Genomic DNA, 19,425 nt, shown 5'->3' with positions numbered 1-19,425 from the left:
TTTGAAAAACGCATAGAGAACTGACGTGGCAAAAAATATTCAAGCCATTCGCGGCATGAACGATTACCTGCCAGCCGAAACGGCATTGTGGCAGCGTATTGAAAACAGCCTGAAACAGGTGCTCAGCGGCTACGGCTATAATGAAATTCGTTTGCCGATTGTCGAGCAAACGCCGCTGTTTAAGCGCGCTATCGGTGAAGTGACCGATGTCGTCGAAAAAGAGATGTATACCTTTGACGATCGCAATGGCGATAGCCTGACCCTGCGTCCGGAAGGGACGGCAGGCTGCGTCCGCGCCGGTATTGAGCACGGTATTCTCTATAACCAGGAACAGCGTCTGTGGTATGTCGGCCCGATGTTCCGCTACGAGCGTCCGCAGAAAGGGCGCTATCGCCAGTTCCATCAGTTGGGTTGTGAAGTGTTTGGTCTGCAAGGGCCGGATATCGATGCTGAACTGATCCTGATGACGGCTCGCTGGTGGCGGGTGCTGGGCATTGCCGATCATGTGAAGCTGGAACTGAATTCGATCGGTTCATTAGACGCGCGCGCGCGCTATCGCGAAGCGCTGGTCGCGTTCCTCGAACAGCATAAAGATCAACTGGATGAAGACTGTCTGCGCCGGATGTACACCAACCCGTTGCGCGTTCTGGATACGAAAAATCCGCAGATTCAGGTGCTGCTGAACGACGCGCCAGTGCTGACGGATTATCTGGATGACGAATCGCGTGAACACTTTGAGGCGTTAGGTGAACTTTTAACGCAGTCTGGTATCCCATATACCGTTAATCCGCGTCTGGTTCGTGGTTTGGATTACTATAACCGCACGGTATTTGAATGGGTCACCACCAGTCTGGGCGCGCAGGGCACGGTCTGTGCCGGTGGGCGTTATGATGGTATGGTGGAACAACTGGGCGGGCACGCAACGCCAGCGGTCGGTTTTGCGATGGGTCTGGAGCGTCTGGTTCTGCTGGTTCAATCTGTGAACCCAGATTTCAACGCGCAGTCAGGCGTAGATGCTTATCTGATTTCTTCCGGTGCGGGAACGCAGGTTGCCGCAATGCAGCTGGCGGAGAAATTACGTGACGCGCTGCCGCAGTTGAAACTGATGACCAACTACGGCGGTGGCAACTTTAAGAAACAGTTCGCTCGCGCGGATAAATGGGGCGCCCGCGTCGCATTGGTATTAGGCGAAAATGAAGTGGCGGCCGGTCAGGTTGTGGTTAAAAACCTGAGCAATGGCGAGCAGGATACATTGGCACAGGCCGACGTCGCATCGCGGCTGGCAACGTTACTGGATTGAGGAGAGAGACACCGTGGAAGTCTATACCACAGAGAATGAACAGGTTGATGCACTACGTCGTTTCCTCGCGGAGAACGGAAAGGCGTTAGTTGTCGGTGTTGTGCTGGGTGTTGGCGCACTGGTTGGCTGGCGTTTCTGGCAAAACCACCAAAATGATAGCGTGATGGCAGCGTCCGCATCCTATCAGCAGGTGACGGAGCAACTGGCCGAAGGCAAAACCGACGCGATTGCGGCAACAGAGAAATTTACGGCCGAGAATAAAAACGCCTATGGTGCGCTGGCTTCTCTGGAATTGGCTCGTCATTACGTCGATCTGAAAGATTTTGCGAAAGCAGAACAGCAATTGGTACAGGCGCTGTCACAGACGAAAGATGCCGACCTGCTGGCGGTGGTTAACCTGCGTCTGGCGCGGGTTCAGCTACAAGAAAACAAAGCGGATGACGCGCTGAAAACGCTGGATGCCATCAAGCTGGAAGGCTGGGCGTCACAGGCTGCGGAAGTTCGTGGCGATATTCTGGCGAGCAAAGGGGATAATCAGGCTGCGCGTGATGCCTACAACAAAGGGTTGTCTTCCAATCCATCGCAGGCACAGCAAGCGTTACTGCGCATGAAACTGAATAACCTGTCCAGCTAAGAGGAATTCCATGCAATTGCGTAAAACACTGTTGGTAGGACTGGTTTCTGTTGCCCTGCTGAGCGGATGCTCGCTGTTTAACAGCGAAGAAGATGTCGTCACTATGTCTCCACTGCCGCAGGTGGAAAACCAGTTCACGCCAACCAAGGTGTGGAACAGCTCGGTTGGGAGTGGTATTGGCGAGTTTTACTCCAATCTTCATCCCGCATGGCAGGATAACCGCGTTTTTGCCGCCGATCGTCGTGGCACCGTGAAAGCGATGGATCTGAGTGACGGTAAAGAGATTTGGCGCGCCGATCTGTCTGAGAAGACCAATTTCTTCTCCCGCAATAATCCGGCGCTGCTGTCTGGTGGCGTAACGGTTTCTGGCAACCACGTCTATGTTGGTAGTGAAAAGGCGCAGGTCTATGCGCTGAATGCAGAAGACGGTACGCCGGTATGGCAGACGAAAGTGGCAGGCGAAGCGCTGTCTCGCCCTGTCGTCAGCGACGGTGTGGTGTTGATTCATACCGGCAACGGTATGTTGCAGGCATTGAATGAAGCGGATGGCGCCATCAAATGGAGCGTCAATCTGGATATGCCAACGCTGTCTCTGCGCGGCGAATCAGCCCCGACAACCGCATTTGGTGCGGCGATCGTGGGCGGTGACAACGGCCGCGTGAACGCCGTGATGATTAATCAGGGCCAGCTCATCTGGCAACAGCGTATTTCACAGCCGAGTGGCGCGACCGAAATCGATCGTCTGAACGATGTTGATACGACGCCAGTTGTCGCAGGCGAAGTGGTTTACGCGCTGGGCTACAATGGCAACATGACCGCGCTGGATCTGCGTTCTGGTCAGATTCTGTGGAAACGTGAATTGGGCTCAGTGCATGATTTCATCATTGACGGTGACCGTATCTATCTGGTCGATCAGGACGATCGCGTTGTTGCATTGAACACTAACGGCGGTGTGAGCCTGTGGCGTCAAAGCGATCTGCTGCACCGCAACTTAACGGCTCCAGCGCTGTATAATGGTTATCTGGTGGTGGGTGATGCTGAAGGGTATCTGCACTGGCTGAATACGGCGGATGGCCGCTTCGTGGCGCAGCAAAAAGTGGATAGCTCCGGCTTCCTGAGTAAGCCTGTGATTGCCAGCGACAAGCTGCTGATTCAGGCGAAAAACGGTGACGTCTACGCGTTCACCCGCTAGGTAACCCCGTATTGATGTGGAGCACCGTGCTTTTGAATGTGCTCGTACTTTTGAATGTGTTACCACTTTTGCATGTGTAACCACAACGGCTCCTGACACTATCAGGGGCCGTTTCGTCTTTTTATCGTCAGCGAGTATTTCGCTGTAACGTATTGAAATATAAGTAATGAGGTTGTAACAATGATACCTGTCGTCGCGCTGGTCGGGCGCCCGAATGTGGGGAAATCCACGCTATTTAACCGCTTAACGCGCACTCGTGATGCATTGGTGGCGGATTTCCCAGGGCTGACTCGTGACCGCAAGTATGGTCGTGCAGAAGTGGAAGGGCATGAATTTATTATCGTTGATACCGGTGGGATCGACGGTACTGAAGATGGTGTGGAAACCCGTATGGCGGGCCAATCGCTGGTGGCGATTGAAGAAGCAGACATCGTGCTGTTCATGGTGGATGCCCGCGCGGGGCTGATGCCTGCGGATGAAGGCATTGCCAAGCATTTGCGCAGCCGTGAAAAAACGACGGTGCTGGTCGCGAACAAAACTGATGGCCTTGACCCGGATATGGTCACGGCAGATTTCTACTCGCTCGGTATGGGCGAAGTGTACCCTATCGCCGCGTCTCACGGCCGTGGTGTGACCTCATTGCTGGAAACAGTTCTGCTGCCATTTGTACAGGATGAAATCGAAGAACCGGTCGAATTGACTGAAGAGGAAGAGAACGCGGCTTACTGGGCAGAGTTAGAAGCGGAAGGACAGGCCAGCGAAGAAGAAGCCGAAGATGATTTCAATCCTGAAGATTTGCCGATCAAATTGGCGATTGTCGGGCGCCCGAATGTGGGTAAATCTACGCTGACTAACCGTATTCTGGGTGAAGAACGCGTGGTGGTATACGACATGCCGGGTACGACGCGCGACAGTATCTACATTCCGATGGTGCGCGACGAACGCGAATACATTCTGATTGATACCGCTGGTGTGCGTAAGCGCGGTAAAGTAACGGATACGGTAGAGAAATTCTCCGTTATCAAGACGTTGCAGGCGATTGAAGATGCCAACGTGGTACTGCTGGTCATCGACGCGCGTGAAGGTATTTCCGATCAGGATCTCTCACTGCTGGGCTTTATCCTCAATAGTGGGCGCTCACTGGTGATCGTGGTGAACAAGTGGGATGGCCTGTCACAGGAAGTGCGTGAGCAGGTGAAAGAGACGCTGGATTTACGCCTCGGCTTTATCGACTTTGCCCGTATTCACTTCATTTCCGCGCTACACGGCAGCGGTGTGGGCAACCTGTTTGAGTCCGTCACCGAAGCCTATGCGTGCGCTACCCGTCGCGTGAGCACGGCGATGTTGACCCGTATCATGCAAATGGCATCAGACGATCACCAACCGCCGCTGGTGCGCGGTCGTCGCGTGAAGCTGAAATATGCGCATGCTGGTGGCTACAATCCACCGATCGTGGTGATCCACGGTAATCAGGTGAAAGATCTGCCGGATTCTTACAAGCGCTACCTGATGAACTACTATCGTCGTTCGCTGGACGTCATGGGCACGCCGATTCGTATTCAGTTTAAAGAAGGGGAAAACCCTTTTGCAGACAAGCGCAACACGCTGACGCCAAACCAGCTACGCAAGCGTAAGCGTTTGATGTCACACATTAAAAAAGGTAAGTAATTTATTAACGGGGCGAATAGTGATATTCGCCCCGTTTTGTCATAGACGAAGCCTGGTTAACAAAACCAATAATCATCAAGGAAAGTCATGTCCTGGGAAACCTGGAGTTTTGCCTTCAACGTCACGATGCCCAATGTGCTGATGTTGTTGATAGGTATCGCGTTACGCAAATTCAATCTGCTGAATGATGCGTTTTGTGATACGGCAATGCGGGTGGTATTTAATCTTTCTCTTCCCTGTCTGCTGTTTTTTAGTGTTGCAGGCAATCACCAGTCTTTCGCGAGCCAGTGGCCGCTGGTGGTGTATGGCACGGTAGGGACATTGGCGACATTTCTGCTGCTGGAAATCGCGGCAGTGAAGTTGGTCAAGAATCCAAAAGAACGCGGTATTTTTGTACAAGGCGGGTTCCGCTCGAATACGGGTGTAATGGGGCTGGCGTTTGCGATGAGTGCTTATGGCGATGAAGGTATTGCTGTTGGCTCACTGTATTTGATGGTGACGGTCATTATGTTTAACGCCCTGTCTGTCATTACGCTGACGCGCAGCTTGCAGCGGCAATCGCCTGAACAGAAGATTCCGGTAAGCCAACTGCTGCGGGGCATTGTGACCAATCCGCTGATTATTGGTCTGCTGCTTGGTGCGGCCTACGGGCAAAGCCAACTGCCAATGCCGAGCGTCATCAAGCAGACCGGTGGCTTTATTTCCTCAATGGCGTTACCGCTGGCGCTGCTGTGTGCCGGAGCCAGTCTGGAGTGGCGCAGTATGTTTCGTTCGTCCAATGTGGCCGTGCTGTCTTCGGTGGCGAAGATATTCGTTGTGCCGGGGCTGCTCACGCTGGGCGGATGGCTTGTCGGCTTTCGCGGTGTTGAGCTGGGGATTATTTTTCTGTTTTCCTCAACGCCAACCGCAGCAGGTAGCTATGCCATGACTCGCGCGATGGGCGGAAACGCCACGCTGGCAGCGAATATTATCGGATTGACGACGGTTGGCGCGTTTTTCATGATTGCTATTGGGCTGTATGTGCTGCGTTCACTCGGTGTGATTTAACGTCTGACACCGCTTGTTATATAGCACAATGGAGGAGAAAAGATGGATGCACATTGTCCTGATTGTCACCACATGATGCTGTGGCAGCCTGATGGTTCATTCCGATGTGAAGAGTGCCAACAGCGTTATCTGCGTGAGGCTGTGTGCCCTGAATGTAAGCACTTGCTTCAGGAACTGAAAGCCTGTGGTGCGGTAGATTACTTCTGCCAGCAGCACGGGATGATTTCCAAACGGCGCGTTGTGTTCAGCTATTTACCTGCCGATTAAGCCTATTGCTACGCTTGTGCGCCGTTACGCCACAGCTCGGTCAGTTCCGGCGGCGCGCGGTCTTCGGGGATCAGCAAAATGACATCGGCATACTGGTTCTGTTGCGGATGACGGTAGCTGATATGGATGCGGTAATAGAACTGGTCGCCACGCCCCGGGCCATCTGGTTCGCCGGGTTCGCGAGCCTGAGGAAAGGCATTACGGATCGCATGACAAATGCGTTCCCGTTCGGATGACGGCACGCTGGCGAGCGCGAAGCGTCGCGGCCCCGCCAGCTTGGGGATCCAGGCGAATCCCCCTTCACGCGCCAGCTCAATGATGGCGTCCTCGTTGAGCTCCGGCAGCGTCTTCATAAGAACTCCTGACGAACCTCCACGCCCACGGTTTCCCACGACTGCATGACGATGTCGGCAACGGTGTGGTTAAAACGCTTAGCGGCATGCTGAATGGTATGGCGCGCGAAAATCTCGAAGTCCGCATTTTGCGGCAGCGCTTTATCGCAGAGTGTGTCGTACCAGATGCGACCCGCTTTTTCCCAGGAATGCCCGCCCAGCGCGATGGCCGTCAGATAAAATGCCCGGTTGGGAATGCCTGAGTTCAGGTGCACGCCGCCGTTGTCTTCGCGGGTGTTCACATATTCGCTCATATGAGAAGGCTGGGGATCGATCCCTAGCAGTTCATCATCATATGCGGTGCCTGGGTGAGACATAGACCGCAGCCCCATCCCGTGAATACCGTCTGCCAGCAGATCGGCACCGATAAACCAGTCCGCCTGCTCAGCGGTTTGCCCTAAATGGTACTGTTTGACCATGGAGCCAAAGACATCGGATAGTGATTCGTTCAGCGCGCCGGACTGACGAAAATAAATCAGTCCTGCCTCATGTTCGGTAATGCCGTGAGCGAGCTCATGCGCGACCACATCAAGCGCAATCGTGAAACGATTAAAGATTTTGCCGTCGCCATCCCCGAATACCATCTGCTGCCCGTTCCAGAAGGCATTCTGGTAATCCTGACCGTAATGCACCGTGCCAGTCAGCGGCAGTCCCTCGGCGTCCAGCGAGTTTCGTTGGAAAATCTTCCAGAAGAAATCATAGGTCACGCCCAGGTAGCTGTAGGCTTCATCGACGGCGATATCGCCGTTGCCGGGCTGGCCTTCTGCACGGACTAGCTTGCCGGGTAACTGTTGCTGCTGTTCGGCATCGTGGATGCTGCGCTTAGCCTGTCCTGCGGGGAATTTCTCATGGGGTTCCGGGCGTGGATTGTGGCTGACCATTAATGACTGAACGTGCATCAACGTCTGTTGCGCGCAGTGACGCTGCTCATCTGTGCCGTTTGCAATAATACGATGCAAAATATAAGGGGGAATTACGCTACAAATCGGTCTGGACTTCATACCTCATCTCCTTGAAAGGCAACCATTGGGGTAACACAGACGATCAATAAAGCTCACTATTTTTATCCTATCCGTGTCACCGCGCAGAGGCCGGAGCCCGTGTGGTGAAAACGGTTAATATGAATTAGTGAACTGGAAATGAGTATAGTTCAGATGGCGGGGTCAAGAATGGGGGATCGCCGTTGTTTTAGGACAAATCCCCATTCATGCATTTTATGCCGATCGCGTTATTTTGGCGTCCGGGATGAGGGTTTTCGCTGCTTTTTCACGGAATCTGGATTCGGCATTAGCGTCGTGACCTGACTTTCTATCCAGCCGTCCTGCAAACGGGTTTTCAGCGTTTCACCGGGGGTAATCTGCGTGACGTTTTTCAGCACTTTACCGTCCGGGGCTGTGGTGACGTTGTAGCCGCGCGCCAGCGTTGCCAGCGGGCTTACACCTTCCAGTCGCGAACAGGCGATGCCCAGTTTTTGTTTGTTCTGATTTAACTGGCGCTCCACCGCGCTTTGCATCTGATAGCTCAACTGCTGCAAACGCTGCTGTGCACGATGAATACGGGCCTGCGGCTGTTGTTGCATCAAACGCTGTTGTAAGCGTTCACTCCGGCGTGACGTCTGCCGTAGCTGCTGCTGCATAGCATCATCCAGCCGTTGACGCAGTTTGACCAACTGTGCCTGCTGACGTGCCAGCCGCAGCTGCGGGTGCTGCTGCTGTAAACGGTGGTGCAGACGGGTGAAGTCTCGGTTGCGCTGGGCAAGGTAATAATCCATTGCCATTTCCAGACGCTGGCGCTGGGACTGTATCTGGCGCAATAGCTCCAGTTGGTTACGACTCACTAACTCGGCAGCAGCGGACGGTGTGGGCGCGCGCAGGTCACCGACGAAATCGGCGATGGTGACATCGGTTTCATGGCCGACGGCGCTGACGATAGGAATGTGGCTGGCGAAGATGGCACGTGCGACCCGTTCATCATTAAAGCTCCACAGATCTTCCAGAGAACCGCCGCCGCGCCCGACGATTAACACGTCACACTCATCTCTCTGGTTAGCCAGTTCAATAGCGCGAACAATCTGTAGCGGCGCGTCCGCGCCTTGCACCGAGGTGGGATACACGATCACCGGCAGCGACGGATCGCGGCGCTGCAATACCTGCAAGATATCGTGCAGGGCGGCACCGCTGGCGGACGTAATCACGCCGACCTGTCTGGCGGGAGAGGGAAGCACTTGTTTAAATTGCTGGTCGAACAGCCCTTCGGCAGCAAGTTTCTGCTTGAGCTGTTCAAACTGCTGCTGCAACAGACCGTCGCCGGCAGGCTGCATACTTTCTGCCAGCAACTGATAGTCGCCACGCGGTTCATACAGCGTAATGGTGGCGCGAATCAGTACCTGTTGGCCGTTTTGCGGACGGAACGTCACCCTGCGGTTGCTGGTGCGGAACATCGCGCAGCGCACCTGCGCACGCTCGTCTTTCAGCGTGAAATACCAGTGGCCGGATGAGGGCTGAGAGAGGTTGGAGATTTCGCCGGAGAGCCAAATCTGGCCCATTTCCATTTCCAACAGTTGTCTAACCGTCTGATTCAGTCGGCTAACGGTAAAAATTGCAGAGGAGGGAAATTGAGACATTGTGAGCCAGATCAAATTTTAAAACAGTCACTTAATTGATCGATACTACCTACCTGAAACAGGTAATCAAGCATTTTAGTAAAATAATGCTGGAGGCAACCGATTACGCTCTGTATAATGCCACGGCAATATTTTATCTATTCTTACATCCACCTTGGTGAGATATTGCCCATGCTACGTATCGCTAAAGAAGCACTGACGTTTGACGACGTCCTCCTGGTTCCCGCTCATTCTACCGTTCTGCCTAACACTGCCGATCTGTCCACGCAGTTGACGAAAAACATTCGCCTGAATATTCCTATGCTGTCCGCAGCGATGGATACCGTTACCGAATCCGGCCTGGCTATTGCGCTGGCGCAGGAAGGCGGTCTGGGCTTTATTCACAAAAACATGTCAATTGAGCGTCAGGCTGAAGAAGTGAGCCGCGTGAAAAAACATGAAAGCGGCGTGGTGGTTGATCCACAGACCGTTACTCCAGAAACGACGCTGCGTGAAATGAAAGAGCTGACCGAGCGCAACGGCTTCGCGGGTTACCCGGTTGTCGCGAAAGACAACGAACTGGTCGGTATCATCACCGGTCGTGACGTGCGTTTTGTGACCGATTTGGAAAAACCGGTTAGCGCGTTCATGACGCCAAAAGAGCGTCTGGTCACCGTTAAAGAAGGCGAAGCGCGTGACGTCGTGCTGCAAAAGATGCACGAAAAACGCGTCGAGAAAGCGCTGGTTGTTGACGACAAATTCCACCTGATCGGCATGATCACGGTAAAAGATTTCCAGAAAGCAGAACGCAAACCTAACGCCTGTAAAGACGAGCACGGTCGTCTGCGTGTAGGCGCGGCGGTGGGTGCGGGCGCAGGTAACGAAGAGCGTGTTGATGCGCTGGTTGCCGCGGGCGTTGATGTTCTGCTGATCGACTCCTCACACGGCCATTCCGAAGGCGTATTGCAGCGTATTCGTGAAACGCGTGCGAAATACCCGAACCTCGAAATTATCGGCGGTAACGTCGCGACGGGCGCAGGTGCGAAAGCGCTGGTTGAAGCGGGCGTTAGCGCGGTGAAAGTGGGTATCGGCCCTGGCTCTATCTGTACGACGCGTATCGTAACGGGCGTCGGCGTACCACAAATTACGGCGATCTCCGATGCGGTTGAAGCGCTGGAAGGCACGGGCATTCCGGTCATCGCCGACGGCGGTATCCGTTTCTCTGGCGACATCGCTAAAGCTATCGCCGCAGGCGCAGCCTGCGTCATGGTCGGTTCTATGCTGGCGGGTACGGAAGAATCTCCGGGTGAAATCGAACTGTATCAAGGTCGTTCATTCAAATCTTATCGCGGCATGGGTTCACTGGGCGCGATGTCTAAAGGCTCATCAGACCGTTACTTCCAGACCGATAACGCAGCCGACAAACTGGTGCCGGAAGGTATCGAAGGCCGCGTAGCCTATAAAGGCCGCCTGAAAGAGATCGTTCACCAGCAGATGGGCGGTTTGCGCTCCTGTATGGGGCTGACCGGTTGCGCGACTATCGACGTACTCCGCACGCAGGCTGAGTTTGTACGTATCAGCGGCGCGGGCATTCAGGAAAGCCACGTTCACGACGTTACCATTACTAAAGAGTCACCGAACTACCGTATGGGTTCATAAGGTGATTTAACGCGATAAACCCTGTACTATTTTGCGCCGCTCTGCCTTTGTGTAAGGCCGAGCGGCCAGATGGGTTTACTTTTTTTCTTTCGCTTTTGTCTTTTGCTTTTTGGAACATGCTCCTCATGACTCAAAACATTCATCAACACCGCATTCTTATTCTGGATTTCGGCTCGCAGTACACGCAACTGGTGGCACGTCGCGTGCGTGAACTGGGCGTTTACTGTGAACTGTGGGCATGGGATGTCACGGAAGCGCAGATTCGCGGGTTTAATCCGAACGGGATCATCCTGTCCGGCGGCCCGGAAAGCACCACGGAGTTTGGCAGCCCGCGTGCGCCAGAATACGTGTTCAACGCTGGCGTACCGGTATTAGGCGTGTGTTACGGCATGCAGACGATGGCGATGCAGCTGGGCGGCCACGTTGAAGGTTCCAACGAGCGTGAGTTTGGTTATGCGCAGGTAGAAGTGAAGACCGAGAGCGCGCTGGTGCGTGATATTCAGGATGCGTTGAGCGCCGCAGGTGCACCGCTGCTGGATGTCTGGATGAGCCACGGCGACAAAGTGACGGCAATCCCTGAAGGGTTTACCACTGTAGCCAGCACCGATACCTGTCCGTTTGCCATCATGGCGAACGAAGAGAAGCGTTTTTACGGCGTGCAGTTCCACCCAGAAGTGACGCACACCCGTCAGGGCCAGCGCATGTTAGAGCGTTTCGTCCGTGACATCTGCCAGTGTGAAGCACTGTGGACGCCCGCCAAGATTATCGACGATGCGGTAGCCCGTATTCGTGAGCAGGTCGGCAACGACAAGGTGATTTTGGGCCTGTCTGGCGGCGTGGATTCTTCTGTGACCGCGATGCTGCTGCATCGTGCGATTGGTGACCGCCTGACCTGCGTGTTTGTCGATAACGGCCTGCTGCGCCTGAACGAAGCCGATCAGGTACTGGAAATGTTCGGCGATCATTTCGGTCTGAACATTGTGCATGTGGCGGCGGAAGATCGCTTCTTAGGCGAACTTGCTGGCGAAAATGATCCAGAAGCCAAGCGTAAAATCATCGGTCGCGTGTTCGTTGAAGTGTTCGATGAAGAAGCCAGCAAGCAAGTAGACGTGAAATGGCTGGCGCAAGGCACCATCTATCCTGACGTGATCGAATCCGCAGCCTCTGCGACGGGCAAAGCACACGTCATCAAGTCCCACCACAACGTGGGTGGCTTGCCGAAAGAGATGAAGCTGGGTCTGGTTGAGCCGCTGAAAGAGCTGTTCAAAGACGAAGTGCGTAAGATCGGTCTGGAACTGGGTCTGCCGTACAACATGCTGTACCGTCACCCGTTCCCAGGTCCAGGTCTGGGCGTGCGCGTGTTGGGTGAAGTGAAGAAAGAATACTGTGACCTGCTGCGTCGTGCGGATGCGATCTTCATCGAAGAACTGCACAAAGCCGACCTGTACAACAAGGTTAGCCAGGCATTCACCGTCTTCCTGCCAGTCCGTTCCGTGGGCGTGATGGGCGATGGCCGTAAATACGATTGGGTTGTCTCGCTGCGTGCGGTAGAAACCATCGACTTTATGACCGCGCACTGGGCACACCTGCCATACGACTTCTTAGGCCGCGTCTCCAACCGCATCATCAACGAAGTCGACGGCATCTCCCGCGTGGTTTACGACGTATCGGGCAAGCCACCGGCGACGATCGAGTGGGAATAAGCCTGTATCTGAAATAGCGTTGTGCTAAACAGCAAAAACCCGCGTGACTGCGGGTTTTTTTACGTCTTTTTTGCGCTCTTGAGTGACTGATATTTTTAGTTATTGTGAGTATAGGGAATCAGTCGAACGCCTGCGGCTCTGGTGATTTCGGTGAGCGTCGTCAGCGTCGGGTTGCCATTTTCAGACAATGTTCTGTATAGCTGTTGGCGAGACAGACCCGATTTTTTGGCTATCTCGCCCACTCCGCCACGCGCTTCAACAACGCGGCGTAATGCTGTCAGGAATGCCGCGATGCCACCTTCCTCATAAATATCCTCTAGTGCTGTCTGGAGGTATGTTTCTGCGTATTCAGGATTTTCTCGTAATTCCGCAACCATTGCATCATCGTGGCTAATGGCTTTTTCGAATGTAGTGGATTGGGTGATGATTGCCATGATATTACCTCTTTTGATAATCCCGCCAGTATTGCACCGCTTTATCTAAATCTTTGCTTTGGCTTGATTTATCGCCACCGGTGAAGAGCAAAATCATCTTATCGCCTTCTATCGCGTAATACACTCGATAGCCTGGACCATAATCAACTCTGAGCTCCCAAACACCGTCTCTTTCAAATTTATGGTCGCCGAAATTTCCCTTTTCTGCGCGGTCTATTCGGATATCTACTTTTGAAGCAGCGCGAGGATCTTTCTTGCGTAGTTTCTGTATCCATTCAGTGTAAGGGACTTTACCGTCACTGCATTTGTAACGTTTTACTGCATACAAGATAGCGTCCTCGCAAGTCCTTAGTCCTTTAATGTTTGTAACTTAAAAACGACAATCTTGCAAGGATGCCTTCGAGCGTATTGGTGCATTAGGTTTTGGAACTAAGTTTTTTATTTACGAACAGGGAAGGCTTCGTGCGTGATAGATAATGAATTGCTTTGTTGCACAAACGCGCCTTGTCGGGCGTGTGATGAAATGACAGAAAAATACGGCGGTTAGTACGCACGAAACTTTTGTATCTACTCGCATAAATAGATAGTCAGAATCATAACACTCGTCTAACGCCTTAAAATTGTGACTCATCGTCCGTGGTCTTACGCATTACAACACGCGATCCTACCCACTCGGAAATCAAAAAGGGCTTTTGATAGGTGGAGGGAATGGAATGAATCACACTGACTGGCACCCGGCGGATATCATCGCGGGATTACGGAAGAAAGGGACGACGCTGGCGGCGGTTTCCAGAGCGGCGGGGTTGGCGTCATCTACGCTGGCGAATGCGCTCACCAGACACTGGCCGAAAGGCGAACGGCTGATTGCCGAAGCGATGGGGAAAAGGCCGGAAGAGATTTGGCCGTCGCGTTATTCAGGCGTGAAGTGAGGGCGGGAGTAGGGGAAATAAGCGAGAAAGCGCCATCGAATGGCGGCGCTTTGTTTAAATGACTCAGCCACATGACTGAGTCATGCAGAGACCACCGCTATGGCGTTGCTTCTGGGTTCCGCATTCTTTCTTCAATAAAAAGAATGAGTGACTCAGCTTCTTTTTCATCAGAAAAATTACGAAGCGAAATAGGGATAGCAATTATATTATCAACGAATAAAAATAAATCATTATCGATTTTATTAAGGTGAGAAATCGCATGCCATTTATAGAGACTGTATGAGCTTTCCGTTTCTCCGTAGATACCATCATTGTTTATCGTTATTTTTACCTTTGTTGGAAATACCCCTGAAGGATAGCTTTTTATTTTTCTGGTGAGTAATGAAAGTAAAATATAAAGTACGACTAGTGAAGCCGTAAGGTAAGAAAATAATTTTATGATTGGGTGGGCTTCATGTTCGCTGGATAAGAAAATGATCGCCAGTAATATAAAGAGCGAAAAAAGTAAAAAAACAAATGAAAGCATTGACAGGGAATTAATTATTCTGTGCTTATAACTCTGTCTCTTTTCATTCCAGCTAGATATCGATTTAATACTCTTTTCATAGTCGTTTTGTGTTAACGTCCGATGAATAATGAATTCTTTATTGTCTGTTTCCATTTTCTTTACGATCTCTGTTATCCATACAATATTATATTCACATCGTGCATGAGATGTAGAGGATTTTTCTGTCTAATTTCCTCTCTGTTCGTGAGAACTAACTGTAGCCACGTCGGCGAATGCGCTGAAAGGTTAAATAGCCCAGATCTCTGGGCTATCAGTAGGGAGAATCAAGCATTCATCGTGAGCGCTAACGCTTTTCCAGTTGCTTCAAAATCCCCGCCTTAAGCACATCGACCTCCTCGCCGTTGATCGTAGCGGTAGCTGCGGTGACCTGATATTCCAAAGCGTGGAACTGGCAAAAATCGGATTGGTACTGCGGGAGCAGGGTTGATTCCTGGGAAAAAATGAATTTTTCTCCGATCATTCCGGCATCAAGGCTACTCAACCCAAAAGGCGGGAAGGCGAGTGTTTGTTCGGCCGAAGCACCTTCACTATTTTTGAGTCGCAGCGTGGCGCGAAAATTGGCGACTTCGCCTAATTTATTCGTATTGATAGAGAAATTAAGCTCGCATTTATAGGGATTATTATTCCCACCGTATGGGCTAGATTCATGTTTTAACGTTAAAAACGGTAATACGTCGCGGGTCGCTATTCTCTCGCGTTTATCTTTTTCACACTGGCGAAGATAATTATTATCTGTGCTCCCTGCGTATTTTTGAGCCTGATGGCAATCTACGTCAACGTATTGCCCACTGTAATACATCTGAGATAAATAGCGGCTGGCACCAGTCAGGTCACGCTTATAGGCTTGTTCAAGTAAGGTATAGGCCTTACTGTAATTGGCCTTGATAAGCACACTGTTATAATACATTTTTCCCAGATTCATTAATGCATCATCATCGCCTTGCTTTGCTGCACGCTCATACCATTTTTCAGCTTCTACCCCATCAGGGAAAACACCCCAACGCCCTTTTTCGTAGACGAACCCAAGTATATTCTGTGCTTCTCGATGGCCACCTTCAGCGGCGACACGGAACCACTTTAACGCCTCAATATTCTCATTTTTGATATCGGCATAGCCAAAATTATAGAAATGACCGACATGGAAATTAATTTTTGGATCGCCATCCTTTGCCCAGAATGTCGCGAGTCGCAGAATATCCTGCTTGCTAAAACCAATATGGGTGAAGAAGCGTTGAGTATCGGCATCACCGCTCGTCAAATATCGTCTCACTGCTCGAATCAATTTAGGACGATAGGATATATCACTGTCGGCATCGGCTTTCGCGGAATAAATGTAGTCGACAACCTTATCCATCACATCAACGGGTATTTTTATGTCGGTTCGGTTCATTTTTTCTGCGAACTGTTTGGCACGTGCCTTATCCTGTTCGACACCTTTGCCGTATTGATAAAAATACCAGACGTTGTAGCAGCCAAAATTGCCGTCTATTTCACAGGCCTGCTGATAATACTGGCGCGCTTGCATCGTATTTTGCGGGACGGTGATGCCGTATTCATAGATGAACCCCAGCGTGCTCAATGCCTGCGGGTCGTTGTCTTTTGCTAGCGCCGTCAACGCGGTTAATGCAGTCGCATCCTGCTGCGTGAGGCGTTCGTAGAGCGTATCTATCTTGTCATTTGCCTGGCTGATGGATACTGCCGATAGGCCGATCAGCGTGGCAATAACGGTTTTCCTTATCATCGATTTTATGTCCTTAATACATTCCCTGAGTGAATAGCAATGTGTACCAAAGGCGCCAATCAAGACGGTGGTTTACCGTAAGTCGTGTCTTTCAGAGTCATCGCCTTAATCATCATCCTCATGATCCAGCGCTGTCTGCTGATTATTCCTCAACAGCGCCCATTTCCTGAACTGGGTTGGCGTCATCTCCATCTGCTGGGAAAAGGCGCGCCGGAAGGCGGTGTCTTCACTGTAACCACATTCGGCGGCGACCTGCTTGATATTGGTCATCGGGTTTTCAAGCAGCCGGCAGGCCATTTCGATCCTGACGCGGGTAATAAAGTTTTTCGGGCTTTCTGTCGTGAGGTCTTTCAGTTTTCTATGCAGCGTCCGGTCGCTGAAATTCAGGGCGCTGGCTAATTCTTCTGCGGTAATTGCCGGGTTCTCATAGCGGATGAGTTGTTCAGCACGCAGCAGCAAGGGGTGTACGGTATTAATAAGGTTCATCGCGCTTTACCGGGGAACGCTGCTTTAATTTTCAGGAAGAAGTAGTCGTTATCCCGGTATCCATAAGCCATTCGCTTTAGTACCTTGATTTTGTTATTCATCCCCTCCAGCACACTCGTATTCAGACGATGTTCAGCACTGGCGATTATCCCGCTCACGTAGCCCTTGAGCTTATCTGCGAACTGCTGCAGCGCTTTTATATCGCTCTCCTGAGACTGCCTGTACCATTCATCCCAGCGATGCCGGGCCACCTCCTTATCCGGCGCATACCACAGCTCTTTCAGCGCAGTTTTCATCACGTACACGGTGTTCAGCGGCTGGTTGGCCTCCAGCAACTCTGCCAGCTTTACATCATGACCTGCTGGCAGATTTTCAGCGTTACGCAGCAACAGCCAGCGGCTGCGCTTGATAACCTTCCGGGCTTTCGCGTTGTCACGTAGCTGATTCGCCTGGTCAACCCGCACCCTGTCGATGACCTCGCGACCGAACTTCGCCACCACGTGGAACAAATCATAGACCACTTCCGCCTGTGGGCATTGCTCCCTGACTTCAAGGTCCAGCGCCGTGTTCATGTCCATTGCGACAGACTCGATAGCCGCGCAGCCTTCCGGTCCCAGCCAGGTGAAGAACGGGCGGAAGGCCGCGCGGCTGCGACCTTCCCCGACCCACAGCACCTGCTGCGTATCAGCGTCCACGACCACAGTGGCATAGCGATGGCCTTTAAACAGGGCGAACTCATCCATTATCAGGCGGCGAAGTGTATGTCGCTCTGGCTCCTGCAATTCCCGACGCAAACGGCGGAGGTCGATATTCTTGATGGTGTGCCAGTGCAGGCCTGTCAGCTGTGCTACGTGCTTCACGGGGAGTAGACGGCTAAGAGACTCAACCCAGACGGATAATGTAGAGGTGTAACGCTGCCTCTCAGGCAACCAGGAGATACGTTCGGTGGCAACACCGCAGCAGGCGCAGCGAAGACGACGAACAGGAACCAGAAGGGTGACGCGCCAGTGCAGCAAATCCCGCTCACGAACCTGACGTACAGAGACATCATGAACGGCACAGTCTCTTCGGCCACATCGGCGGCACTGGGGTGCAAAACGGGGGGCTGGGCGAAGCGTAATAAGCAGCGTATCAGATGAGGAATGGGAAAAGGAGTCAACGGTAAAGCCTTCCCAGAAAAGGGAAGAGAGGTTAGCATTCATGGCAGACGGCGGTTGAGTGGTCGGTTAGTGTTTTGGCGAATACAAAACTAACCACTTTTACCGCCGTTTTCTATTGGTTCACGCTTAAGCGCGATGAACCTTATTTTAGCCTACGGGTTAGATAGTGCTGACATGGAAGACATTCTGGCGGACGATCCATTCATCAATCTGGGATTAGTTAAGACAGAGATAAAGGCAATCGAACCTGGAATCTGTTCGAGCCATTTCTATGCCGAATGGGTAGGGAATGCGAAGGTGCTGTAAATAGCCTATCGATATCCTTATTTATTATAATTGTGCGAAAGCGCCATGCGAGCATGGCGCTTTAACATTATCGTGGAATAAAAATAATATCGTAAATAATCTTATTATTTACAGCCCAGCAAATTTAAATGGCGTAGCGGGCTTAAAGTGTGCCGAAGCCTGACCAGAATAAATGGTGCTTTGGTTTGGCCCTAAATCTAATTTGCTGGCGTTATCTCCACGCGGAGCAAAGTCGATTTTTTTCAAATCAACCCAAAAAATATTGGGGGAGACGGCAGATTCAAAAAAGTACTGTAGCGATTTATGATCGATGACCGTGCGCCAGCGTGTTGAGGCAATGTTTGGCATACCCGGTAAGGAATAACCATAAGGAACCGATGCATTACGTATAATACTGAATGCGGTGGCTAAGTCCGCTTTATCTTTTTCTATTTTACTTTTTTCTGCTACCCCGGGAATGAGTTTATTGGGAGCAACACTTTTCACATAGAATGAGGCACGAACAAAGCGGTCGGCCGCGCGATTCGTTCCCGGTAGCATCACATTCCCCCCAATCTGATCCCAGTAGGCAGTCAGCGCCAACTGTTGATCGAAGGTTGGAGAATTGGTCATTACCTGATAATCCTTATTGTGGTGAATAACCTGTTTGCCGTCGATGTATTCAATAATGGCACTATCGCCAGACGAATCTGACAAGGACAGATGGAGCGTTGCCATGCGATCCTGTCCTGGTACGTCTTTGGTTACCAGTATAAATTTTTCCTGTTGTAGCGATTTCACGGCTTCATCGACCGTAGCAAAATTATCCAGCACATACTGTGCCCATGCGGCGACGCTTAAGCCCGGTTTTTTCGCGGTCGGCTTGGTTTTAGGGTATTCAGACTCCGCCAGCCAGAGCACGTTAGCCGCCAACCCTTTCTCATTCAGGCCATCGGTTGTGGAAGCCATTTTTTCGTTGCCATCAAAAGCAGAGGCAATAACACTGCCGTATTTTGATGTCCATTTCAGAGAATACTGACCAGCGGCACCAGAACGTTTTAGTTCTCGTGGGAAAATCCAGAGATTAGTATGCGTATCTTCGGCCCAGTCCATTGATCGGGCGGTAATAGGGTAATCAGGATTATTGATATCTTTATAAACGAGCCGTGTACAGGCAAGCGAAACCGCTGAGCCTAGCGTTAATGCGACTAATGATAGTGCACATACCGTAGACTTAATCTGCTTATTATTTTTTTTCATTTAATTACTCCATTCTCTATTTCCAGAGGTGTGTCGTTAATAGAACTCGCCCATTGATTATAGTCAGCGATTATTTAATGACGTTAAAAATCGTAAAA

19 protein-coding genes and 1 pseudogene are annotated in these 19,425 nt (G+C 51.6%); 10 read left to right on the top strand and 10 right to left on the bottom strand.

Annotated features, from left to right (window positions below):
• Nucleotides 1-25: 25 nt before the first annotated feature.
• From hisS to LCF41_RS15760, 6 genes are all read left to right on the top strand, one after another.
• Nucleotides 26-1,300, top strand: a complete 1,275-nt coding sequence (gene hisS, locus LCF41_RS15785) for a histidine--tRNA ligase (protein ID WP_225085405.1) — start codon at nt 26-28, stop codon at nt 1,298-1,300.
• A 13-nt stretch (nt 1,301-1,313) separates the two neighbouring features.
• Complete coding sequence (locus LCF41_RS15780) at nt 1,314-1,934, top strand: YfgM family protein (protein WP_015841189.1); 621 nt, start codon at nt 1,314-1,316, stop codon at nt 1,932-1,934.
• Between the two features lie 10 nt (nt 1,935-1,944).
• Entirely contained in the window at nt 1,945-3,126 is a 1,182-nt protein-coding gene (gene bamB, locus LCF41_RS15775; RefSeq protein WP_225085404.1) for an outer membrane protein assembly factor BamB, read from the top strand.
• 180 nt (nt 3,127-3,306) lie between these two features.
• A complete protein-coding gene (gene der / locus LCF41_RS15770; RefSeq protein ID WP_225085403.1) occupies nt 3,307-4,794 on the top strand; it encodes a ribosome biogenesis GTPase Der in 1,488 nt (495 codons plus the stop codon).
• Between the two features lie 87 nt (nt 4,795-4,881).
• Nucleotides 4,882-5,841: an AEC family transporter gene (locus tag LCF41_RS15765; RefSeq protein ID WP_225085402.1), complete on the top strand. Its 960-nt coding sequence runs from the start codon at nt 4,882-4,884 to the stop codon at nt 5,839-5,841.
• A 42-nt stretch (nt 5,842-5,883) separates the two neighbouring features.
• Nucleotides 5,884-6,108 (top strand): zinc ribbon domain-containing protein, encoded by a 225-nt coding sequence (locus LCF41_RS15760; RefSeq protein WP_225085401.1) that lies wholly within the window; start codon nt 5,884-5,886, stop codon nt 6,106-6,108.
• Nucleotides 6,109-6,116: 8 nt separating this feature from the next.
• Here the strand turns inward: LCF41_RS15760 and LCF41_RS15755 are convergent, their stop codons facing one another.
• The 3 genes from LCF41_RS15755 to xseA form a co-directional block, all read right to left on the bottom strand.
• Entirely contained in the window at nt 6,117-6,461 is a 345-nt protein-coding gene (locus tag LCF41_RS15755; protein ID WP_225085400.1) for a protealysin inhibitor emfourin, read from the bottom strand.
• The gene (locus tag LCF41_RS15750) at nt 6,458-7,501 is read right to left on the bottom strand and encodes a M4 family metallopeptidase (RefSeq protein ID WP_225085399.1); all 1,044 of its coding nucleotides are present in this window, start codon (nt 7,499-7,501) and stop codon (nt 6,458-6,460) included. Before LCF41_RS15750 ends, LCF41_RS15755 begins: the two co-directional genes overlap by 4 nt.
• Nucleotides 7,502-7,728: 227 nt before the next feature.
• Nucleotides 7,729-9,123 carry an exodeoxyribonuclease VII large subunit gene (xseA, locus tag LCF41_RS15745; RefSeq protein WP_225085398.1) on the bottom strand — a complete coding sequence of 465 codons (1,395 nt, stop codon included), beginning with the start codon at nt 9,121-9,123 and terminating at the stop codon, nt 7,729-7,731.
• 171 nt (nt 9,124-9,294) lie between these two features.
• Here xseA and guaB point away from each other — a divergent pair, with 171 nt between their 5' ends.
• Both guaB and guaA read left to right on the top strand, forming a co-directional pair.
• On the top strand, nt 9,295-10,761 hold the full coding sequence (gene guaB / locus LCF41_RS15740) for an IMP dehydrogenase (protein ID WP_225085397.1): 1,467 nt from the start codon (nt 9,295-9,297) through the stop codon (nt 10,759-10,761).
• Nucleotides 10,762-10,886: 125 nt separating this feature from the next.
• Nucleotides 10,887-12,464: a glutamine-hydrolyzing GMP synthase gene (guaA, locus tag LCF41_RS15735; protein WP_225085396.1), complete on the top strand. Its 1,578-nt coding sequence runs from the start codon at nt 10,887-10,889 to the stop codon at nt 12,462-12,464.
• A 95-nt stretch (nt 12,465-12,559) separates the two neighbouring features.
• On the opposite strand, the gene LCF41_RS15730 is transcribed toward guaA, so the two are convergent.
• Complete coding sequence (locus tag LCF41_RS15730) at nt 12,560-12,898, bottom strand: addiction module antidote protein (RefSeq protein ID WP_225085395.1); 339 nt, start codon at nt 12,896-12,898, stop codon at nt 12,560-12,562.
• Between the two features lie 4 nt (nt 12,899-12,902).
• Entirely contained in the window at nt 12,903-13,229 is a 327-nt protein-coding gene (locus tag LCF41_RS15725; RefSeq protein WP_225088200.1) for a type II toxin-antitoxin system RelE/ParE family toxin, read from the bottom strand.
• A 382-nt stretch (nt 13,230-13,611) separates the two neighbouring features.
• Between LCF41_RS15725 and LCF41_RS15720 the strand changes: the two genes are divergently transcribed.
• On the top strand, nt 13,612-13,827 hold the full coding sequence (locus tag LCF41_RS15720) for a helix-turn-helix domain-containing protein (protein WP_010279992.1): 216 nt from the start codon (nt 13,612-13,614) through the stop codon (nt 13,825-13,827).
• A gap of 97 nt (nt 13,828-13,924) precedes the next feature.
• Here LCF41_RS15720 and LCF41_RS15715 read toward each other — a convergent pair whose 3' ends face one another.
• From LCF41_RS15715 to LCF41_RS15700, 4 genes and pseudogenes are all read right to left on the bottom strand, one after another.
• Nucleotides 13,925-14,488, bottom strand: a complete 564-nt coding sequence (locus tag LCF41_RS15715; RefSeq protein WP_225085394.1) for a YcxB family protein — start codon at nt 14,486-14,488, stop codon at nt 13,925-13,927.
• A gap of 190 nt (nt 14,489-14,678) precedes the next feature.
• Nucleotides 14,679-16,136, bottom strand: a complete 1,458-nt coding sequence (locus LCF41_RS15710) for an SEL1-like repeat protein (protein WP_225085393.1) — start codon at nt 16,134-16,136, stop codon at nt 14,679-14,681.
• A gap of 105 nt (nt 16,137-16,241) precedes the next feature.
• Nucleotides 16,242-16,613: pseudogene (locus tag LCF41_RS15705) on the bottom strand (helix-turn-helix transcriptional regulator); the annotation flags it as partial.
• A gap of 5 nt (nt 16,614-16,618) precedes the next feature.
• Nucleotides 16,619-17,824, bottom strand: coding sequence for an ISL3 family transposase (locus LCF41_RS15700; protein ID WP_225085392.1), 1,206 nt, complete (start codon nt 17,822-17,824; stop codon nt 16,619-16,621).
• A gap of 93 nt (nt 17,825-17,917) precedes the next feature.
• Here LCF41_RS15700 and LCF41_RS15695 point away from each other — a divergent pair, with 93 nt between their 5' ends.
• Nucleotides 17,918-18,088: a hypothetical protein gene (locus LCF41_RS15695; RefSeq protein WP_225085391.1), complete on the top strand. Its 171-nt coding sequence runs from the start codon at nt 17,918-17,920 to the stop codon at nt 18,086-18,088.
• Nucleotides 18,089-18,196: 108 nt separating this feature from the next.
• Here LCF41_RS15695 and LCF41_RS15690 read toward each other — a convergent pair whose 3' ends face one another.
• Nucleotides 18,197-19,327 carry a linear amide C-N hydrolase gene (locus tag LCF41_RS15690; RefSeq protein WP_225085390.1) on the bottom strand — a complete coding sequence of 377 codons (1,131 nt, stop codon included), beginning with the start codon at nt 19,325-19,327 and terminating at the stop codon, nt 18,197-18,199.
• Between the last annotated feature and the right edge of the window lie 98 nt (nt 19,328-19,425).

Source organism: Pectobacterium colocasium (genome assembly GCF_020181655.1).
Lineage (GTDB): Bacteria > Pseudomonadota > Gammaproteobacteria > Enterobacterales > Enterobacteriaceae > Pectobacterium > Pectobacterium colocasium.
This window is presented reverse-complemented; position numbering and strand designations above follow the sequence as displayed.

Coding starts and splice junctions, on each gene's coding strand:
- bamB (WP_225085404.1), top strand. CDS start 1,945: ATGCAATTGCGTAAAACACTGTTGGTAGGACTGGTTTCTGTTGCCCTG.
- der (WP_225085403.1), top strand. CDS start 3,307: ATGATACCTGTCGTCGCGCTGGTCGGGCGCCCGAATGTGGGGAAATCC.
- LCF41_RS15765 (WP_225085402.1), top strand. CDS start 4,882: ATGTCCTGGGAAACCTGGAGTTTTGCCTTCAACGTCACGATGCCCAAT.
- LCF41_RS15760 (WP_225085401.1), top strand. CDS start 5,884: ATGGATGCACATTGTCCTGATTGTCACCACATGATGCTGTGGCAGCCT.
- LCF41_RS15755 (WP_225085400.1), bottom strand. CDS start 6,461: ATGAAGACGCTGCCGGAGCTCAACGAGGACGCCATCATTGAGCTGGCG.
- LCF41_RS15750 (WP_225085399.1), bottom strand. CDS start 7,501: ATGAAGTCCAGACCGATTTGTAGCGTAATTCCCCCTTATATTTTGCAT.
- xseA (WP_225085398.1), bottom strand. CDS start 9,123: ATGTCTCAATTTCCCTCCTCTGCAATTTTTACCGTTAGCCGACTGAAT.
- guaB (WP_225085397.1), top strand. CDS start 9,295: ATGCTACGTATCGCTAAAGAAGCACTGACGTTTGACGACGTCCTCCTG.
- guaA (WP_225085396.1), top strand. CDS start 10,887: ATGACTCAAAACATTCATCAACACCGCATTCTTATTCTGGATTTCGGC.
- LCF41_RS15730 (WP_225085395.1), bottom strand. CDS start 12,898: ATGGCAATCATCACCCAATCCACTACATTCGAAAAAGCCATTAGCCAC.
- LCF41_RS15720 (WP_010279992.1), top strand. CDS start 13,612: ATGAATCACACTGACTGGCACCCGGCGGATATCATCGCGGGATTACGG.
- LCF41_RS15715 (WP_225085394.1), bottom strand. CDS start 14,488: ATGGAAACAGACAATAAAGAATTCATTATTCATCGGACGTTAACACAA.
- LCF41_RS15710 (WP_225085393.1), bottom strand. CDS start 16,136: ATGATAAGGAAAACCGTTATTGCCACGCTGATCGGCCTATCGGCAGTA.
- LCF41_RS15700 (WP_225085392.1), bottom strand. CDS start 17,824: ATGAATGCTAACCTCTCTTCCCTTTTCTGGGAAGGCTTTACCGTTGAC.
- LCF41_RS15695 (WP_225085391.1), top strand. CDS start 17,918: ATGAACCTTATTTTAGCCTACGGGTTAGATAGTGCTGACATGGAAGAC.
- LCF41_RS15690 (WP_225085390.1), bottom strand. CDS start 19,327: ATGAAAAAAAATAATAAGCAGATTAAGTCTACGGTATGTGCACTATCA.